Raw genomic sequence first — 6,148 nt, 5'->3', positions numbered from 1 at the left:
ATCCACGGCACCCCTCCCAAGGGAGGGAATATATACTGCAATTACAATCTTCCGAACACCTATAGTGACAACACCAACAACGGCGAAAAATGTAATAAAGTGAATAATCTCCCCCGGAAGGGGAGACTTTTGATTGTCATTTTAATATTCGAGTTACTTAAAACCCTCCCTTGAAGGGGAGGGTTGGGTTGGGCTCCTAATTCAGGCGCTTTACCATCTGCTCTTCAACCATTTTAAATACCTGGATGGGTTTTAGTGAGCGCCAGCCAAGATCATCAAGCACGCCGCCAAAGTTGATGAAGTAATCAATATTGTTGCGCTTAAACTCGTCGATCACGTGTTCCCTGAAATTGATGCCTGCTATCCAGCCGTCTTCCACATCCTGAAACCACTCCTCGTAATAAAGATCATCTGACGAGTGAAAGTTGAGCACATTTTCGCCGATCAATATAAAATGGTTAATGCCGCTATCTACCATCAGCTCCAGCAACTCACGCTTAAGCAGCATGATATCGTTATTGATAGCATCATTCCATTCGCCTATAAACTCAATAATGGTGTAGCCCTTTTCGTAATCGGCAAACAGCACTTTCAGGTATAAGGTATTGGAACCAAATGAATCCCATTGAGGGTGCAGCAGATAATTATATACCTGCTTATCAAACTCAAACTCATTATATTCAGTAGCATAAAAAGGCGAATATTCATCTTCCGATGCTATGTAATCATCTCTCCAGCGGTAATATGGTTCTATCTCATGCATACTTCCTTCAATTTCAAATGTGGAGATGATTTAATCTACACATCTGCACGTCAATTAATCATTTTTTATAATTATCCACCGCGTTCCTAACACTTCCGTGCTTTTTTAGGAGTGCGGCGGCATCATCTTCATTCAGGCCGGTTTCTTCCATTACCATACGGGCCCCGCGGTTAACCAGTTTATTGTTGCTTAACTGCATATCAACCATTTTATTCCCTTTTACGCGGCCCAACTGTATCATTACACTGGTGCTCAGCATATTTAAAACCATTTTTTGCGCGGTGCCGGCTTTCATCCGGGTTGATCCGGTTAAAAACTCAGGTCCGGTAACCACCTCAACCGGATATTGCGCCTCGGCGGCAACCGGGCTACCACTATTGCAAACAATGCAGCCGGTTACAATATTATTTTGAGCGGCCATTTTTAACCCTCCTATTACATAAGGCGTAGTGCCCGAGGCGGCTATGCCAACTACTACATCCTTATCATTTATGTTAAACTCCAAAAGGTCTTTCCAGGCCTGCTCGGTATCGTCTTCTGCAAACTCAACCGCTTTGCGTATAGCGCCATCGCCGCCGGCAATAAGACCAACAACCATATCAAACGGAACCCCGAACGTTGGCGGGCACTCTGAGGCATCAACCACGCCTAAGCGGCCACTGGTGCCGGCACCAATATAAAACAAGCGACCGCCTGCTTTCATCCGTGAAGCGGTTATAGTTGCCAGCTGCTCAATTTGCGGCAATGCTTTTTTAACAGACAGCGCCACTGTTTGGTCTTCTTTATTTATGTTTTCAAGTATCTCAAGAACAGATAGCTGCTCTAAATTTTTATAATGCGATTCCCTTTCGGTGATGGTTTCCATTAATTTCAAATAATTTATAACAAAATTCGGTAAAAAACATCAAATGCAACGGTACCAATAAAAATTATTGATTGCGCATTGATTAACTTTGCTTACTGAACATGAAAAAAACTGCGGGCGTTATTTTCAGGACGATGATCCTGATACTGGTGGGTATAACTATTGGGTTGCTGATAAGCGATAATAATTTCGCTGACCGGAATCTTGGTTTTTCATTTTCGGGTAATGACAAGCTATCAAAGGTTTTGGAACTGGTAGGGCAAAACTATGTAGATAGCGTTAATATTGATAGTATTGAAGGGGCATCGGTTAATGACCTGCTGCAAAACCTCGATCCGCATTCGCTTTATTTACCGCCGCAACAGGCTCAGTCAATAAATGAGCGCCTGGATGGTGGGTTTAACGGAATTGGTATTGAATACCAAATAATGCGCGATACACTGATCATTACACAGGTGTATGCCGGAGGGCCGGCGGCAAAAGCTGGTTTATTAACAGGTAGCCGGGTAATTAATGTAGACAATAAAAAATTCTCTGGCACCAAACTTACTCCAGAAAGGGTGAATAATGCTTTCAGGGGTGCTAAAGATGCTATTATACTGTTGGGTGTTGCCGAGGGTAAGGGAATAAAAACATATACTATAAAACGCGGCCGTGTTGACCTGAGCAGCGTAAATGCCGCCTATATGGCCGATGTAAATACCGGCTATATCAAGATAAGTAAATTTGCAGCAACCACTGATATTGATTTTCGCAAAGCCCTGAATAAGCTTAAAATTGATGGTATGAGTAAACTGTTGCTTGACCTGCGTGGCAATGGCGGCGGCTACCTGAACGCGGCTACATCACTGGCCGATGAGTTTTTGGGAAAAGGGAAATTAATTGTGTATACCAAAGGGGTTCATGAACCACGAACTGATTATTTTGCGACAGATTCAGGTACGTTTCAGCAGGGTAAAGTAACAGTACTGATAGATGAATACTCCGCCTCGGCCAGTGAGATCCTGGCAGGCGCTCTGCAGGACCTGGATAGGGCTACCATTGTTGGTCGCCGGTCATTTGGCAAGGGCCTGGTTCAGCAGCAGTTTCCGTTTGGCGATGGCTCGGCGGTAAATTTAACTGTGGCAAGGTATTATACCCCATCGGGCAGATCGATACAAAAATCATATAAAGGCGGCCTGGAAAGTTACCGGAACGAACTCGCGGTACGCATGCAAAAAGGTGAATTGTTTTCGGAACAAAGCAGCCGGAGCGATACCGTTGCTTTTAATGGCCTATCATACCATACCCTGAACGGCCGTAAGGTTTTTAGTGGTGGTGGTATTATGCCCGATGTGTTTGTGCCGGCCGATACCACACAGAATACCTTATTGATACAAAACTTACTTGACCAGCAGCTTTTTTCGGCCTATGTGATTGACCGAATGCAACCCATTTTAAACAAATTCGCGACTGATGATGATTTTATAAAAAATTATACCGTAAGTGATGATGACTTGCACAATTTTATCCTTTACTCATCACAAACGCTCAAAGAAATGGATTCACATGAACTGCTGATCTCCCGGGATTATATCAAGAGCATTCTGAAAGCAAATGCCGCCCGTTTTAAATGGGGCGATAATGCCTTTTACCAGGTGATGAATATTCATGACGAAGCATATAAAAAGGCGCTGAGTATATAATTGTCTGAACCGGGATTTAGTCTGAACCGGGATTAAGCGGATTAAATGATTAACAAGATTTTTTTAAACAGAACAAACTGTTTGAAGAAATCCGGGGCATCCCTAAATCGCATAAATCGCGATTCAGACTAAATAATCAGACATCCTCTCCTATTTCTGCCTAAACCAAACCTGTATTGGCGCACCAGAAAAATCAAAGTTTTCCCTTAGTTTATTTTCGATAAAGCGATAATACGGTTCTTTTACGTACTGGGGCAAATTACAGAAGAACGCGAACATGGGCGATGCGCCTGCAATTTGGGTGATGTATTTAATTTTAACGTATTTGCCTTTGATGGATGGCGGGGGATAGTTTTCAATGATAGGCAGCATTACCTCGTTTAATTTGGAGGTGGCTATTTTGCGGGCACGGTTTTGGTAAACCTGGTTGGCCACATCAATTACCTTTAATACCCTTTGTTTTTCGGTAACGGAGGTAAACACGATAGGCACATCTGTAAACGGCGCTATTTTTTCGCGGATCTGCTCTTCAAAAACCTTAACGGTTTTGTTGTTCTTCTCAATCAAATCCCATTTGTTCACCACTACCATGATGCCTTTTTTATTCTTCTCGGCAAGGTGGAATATATTGATGTCCTGCGATTCGATACCTTCTACAGCATCAATCATCAGGATGATCACATCGGCTTCTTCAAGCGCCTTAATGGTACGCATAACAGAATAAAACTCAATGTTCTCCTTAACCTTTGTTTTTTTACGCATCCCGGCAGTATCAATCAGCATAAAATCATGCCCGTACTGGTTGTAGTGTATATGTATAGAATCGCGGGTGGTGCCTGCTATCGGGGTAACAATGTTACGGTCTTTACCTATCAGCGCGTTGATGATGGATGATTTGCCCACATTTGGCCTGCCCACAATGGCATATTTAGGCCTGGTGTTTTCTTCGGGAAATTCATCTTCAAAGTGTTTAACTACGTCGTCAAGCAGTTCGCCGGTTCCGGAACCGGTCATAGACGATATGTTATAGATCTCGCCCAGTCCTAAGCTGTAAAAAACGGTAGCATCAGCTAAAAGCGCGTTATTATCTAATTTATTAACCACCACAAATACTGGTTTTTTGCTTTTACGTAGCATACTGGCAATTTCATCATCAAGATCAGTTATGCCGGTGGTAACATCAACCATGAACAAAATAACAGAAGCTTCTTCAATGGCAATTTCAACCTGCTCACGAATGGCGGCTTCAAATACATCGGCAGAGTTGGCTACATAGCCGCCGGTATCAATTACGGTAAAGTGATGGTTGGTCCACTCAGAAACACCATAATGCCTGTCGCGGGTTACGCCGCTAAAATCGTCAACAATGGCTTTGCGGGTTTCGGTTAAGCGGTTATATAAGGTTGATTTGCCTACGTTAGGCCTGCCCACTATGGCTACTATGTTACTCATGGTTATTAGTTGTAAGTTTTGAGCTATGAGTTTTGAGTTAAAGCCTCAATATCATACTCAATTATAAAAAATATTAGTCCCGGCACTGAATTTTAAGTTAAAGATAACTCAAAACTTAATACTCATTACTCAAAACTATTTTATTCGTACCCGAATTTTTTAAGGTAATTTTTTTTGCTGCGCCAGTCGGGGATCACTTTTACAAACATCTCCAGGAAAACTTTCTTTTGGAAAAAGTCTTCCATATCGCGGCGGGCGTAGGTGCCTACTATTTTAAGCATTTTACCGCCCTCGCCAATAATGATATTTTTTTGTGAATCGCGCTCAACTATTATTTCAGCACTGATGCGGTGCAGTTTTTCGCCTTCTACAAACGCGGTTACAATAACCTCGGCACTGTAAGGGATCTCTTTTTTGTATTGTTTCAAGATTTGTGCACGGATCATTTCTGATGCAAAAAAGCGGTCGTTACGATCAGTCAGCGCGTCTTTTTCATAATATGCCGGGTGCTCGGGCAGGTTTTCAACAACAAAATCCATAACGGCTTTAATGTTGTGTTCAAGCAATGCAGATATGGCGAAAACAGCTTTAGGTTTTAGTTTTTCCTGCCAAAACTCAACTTTCTTTTTTACGGTTTCCTCGTCGCTTTGGTCAATTTTGTTGATCAGTACAGCTATGGGTGCCAGCGAACCTTCGAGTTTTTTTAATACGTCGGTTTCGTCATACTCTTCGTAAATGTCGGTAACCAGTAAAATAAGGTCGGCATCAACAATGGAACCATCCACCTGGTGCATCATGCTTTCGTGCAGGGCATAGTGTGGTTTGATAACTCCCGGGGTATCAGAAAACACGATCTGGTAGTCGTCAGTGTTCACAATTCCCAAAATACGGTGCCTTGTGGTTTGCGCTTTTGGGGTGATGATGGACATTTTTTCGCCAACAAGGGCGTTCATAAGGGTTGATTTACCGGCATTGGGCTTACCAATTATACTTACAAAACCTGCCTGATGACTCATATAAAAATAATTAAAAATATATTTGGACTGCAAAGAAACGAATTATATCTTTGCAGTCCAATTAAAACGGAGTGCAAATTGCATTTTTGACAATTGGAAGCAACTTTCCGAAGTTATGACGGAATGCAACATATAAGAATAACAGTGCGGGATGGAGCAGTTGGTAGCTCGTCGGGCTCATAACCCGAAGGTCGTAGGTTCGAGTCCTGCTCCCGCTACGAAAGTTAAAAGCCTCAAATCGAAAGATTTGAGGCTTTTTTGTTTTCTACCCTTATCGCTATTTACGCGAGTGTAGACACCCACAATTATTCTTTGGTTAAGAGTTAACGTTTCGGCAGGCGGGGAATAGTTCGAAAATATTTATCGA

At 42.5% G+C, this 6,148-nt stretch carries 5 protein-coding genes and 1 tRNA gene; 2 read left to right on the top strand and 4 right to left on the bottom strand.

The annotated features are described in order from the left end of the window. Positions 1–196: 196 nt before the first annotated feature. Both AC1DRQ_RS13860 and murQ read right to left on the bottom strand, forming a co-directional pair. Positions 197–763: a hypothetical protein gene (locus AC1DRQ_RS13860; RefSeq protein ID WP_477425277.1), complete on the bottom strand. Its 567-nt coding sequence runs from the start codon at positions 761–763 to the stop codon at positions 197–199. A gap of 58 nt (positions 764–821) precedes the next feature. Next, complete coding sequence (murQ, locus tag AC1DRQ_RS13855; protein WP_429399202.1) at positions 822–1,628, bottom strand: N-acetylmuramic acid 6-phosphate etherase; 807 nt, start codon at positions 1,626–1,628, stop codon at positions 822–824. Between the two features lie 101 nt (positions 1,629–1,729). Between murQ and AC1DRQ_RS13850 the strand changes: the two genes are divergently transcribed. Continuing rightward, on the top strand, positions 1,730–3,313 hold the full coding sequence (locus AC1DRQ_RS13850; RefSeq protein ID WP_477425274.1) for a S41 family peptidase: 1,584 nt from the start codon (positions 1,730–1,732) through the stop codon (positions 3,311–3,313). A gap of 150 nt (positions 3,314–3,463) precedes the next feature. On the opposite strand, the gene der is transcribed toward AC1DRQ_RS13850, so the two are convergent. Together der and era are read right to left on the bottom strand one after the other, a co-directional pair. Further along, positions 3,464–4,765 (bottom strand): ribosome biogenesis GTPase Der, encoded by a 1,302-nt coding sequence (gene der, locus AC1DRQ_RS13845; protein ID WP_429399200.1) that lies wholly within the window; start codon positions 4,763–4,765, stop codon positions 3,464–3,466. Between the two features lie 140 nt (positions 4,766–4,905). After that, positions 4,906–5,781, bottom strand: coding sequence for a GTPase Era (gene era / locus AC1DRQ_RS13840; RefSeq protein WP_429399199.1), 876 nt, complete (start codon positions 5,779–5,781; stop codon positions 4,906–4,908). Positions 5,782–5,926: 145 nt separating this feature from the next. On the opposite strand from era, the gene AC1DRQ_RS13835 reads away from it, so the two are divergent. Further along, positions 5,927–5,999, top strand: a tRNA-Met gene (locus AC1DRQ_RS13835). Positions 6,000–6,148: the final 149 nt, after the last annotated feature.

This window comes from Mucilaginibacter sp. P4_E8 (assembly GCF_056401495.1).
This window is presented reverse-complemented; position numbering and strand designations above follow the sequence as displayed.

Excerpts from the sequence above, each read along its gene's own strand:
- AC1DRQ_RS13850 (WP_477425274.1), top strand. The coding sequence starts at position 1,730 with ATGAAAAAAACTGCGGGCGTTATTTTCAGGACGATGATCCTGATACTG.
- murQ (WP_429399202.1), bottom strand. The coding sequence starts at position 1,628 with ATGGAAACCATCACCGAAAGGGAATCGCATTATAAAAATTTAGAGCAG.
- AC1DRQ_RS13860 (WP_477425277.1), bottom strand. The coding sequence starts at position 763 with ATGCATGAGATAGAACCATATTACCGCTGGAGAGATGATTACATAGCA.
- era (WP_429399199.1), bottom strand. The coding sequence starts at position 5,781 with ATGAGTCATCAGGCAGGTTTTGTAAGTATAATTGGTAAGCCCAATGCC.
- der (WP_429399200.1), bottom strand. The coding sequence starts at position 4,765 with ATGAGTAACATAGTAGCCATAGTGGGCAGGCCTAACGTAGGCAAATCA.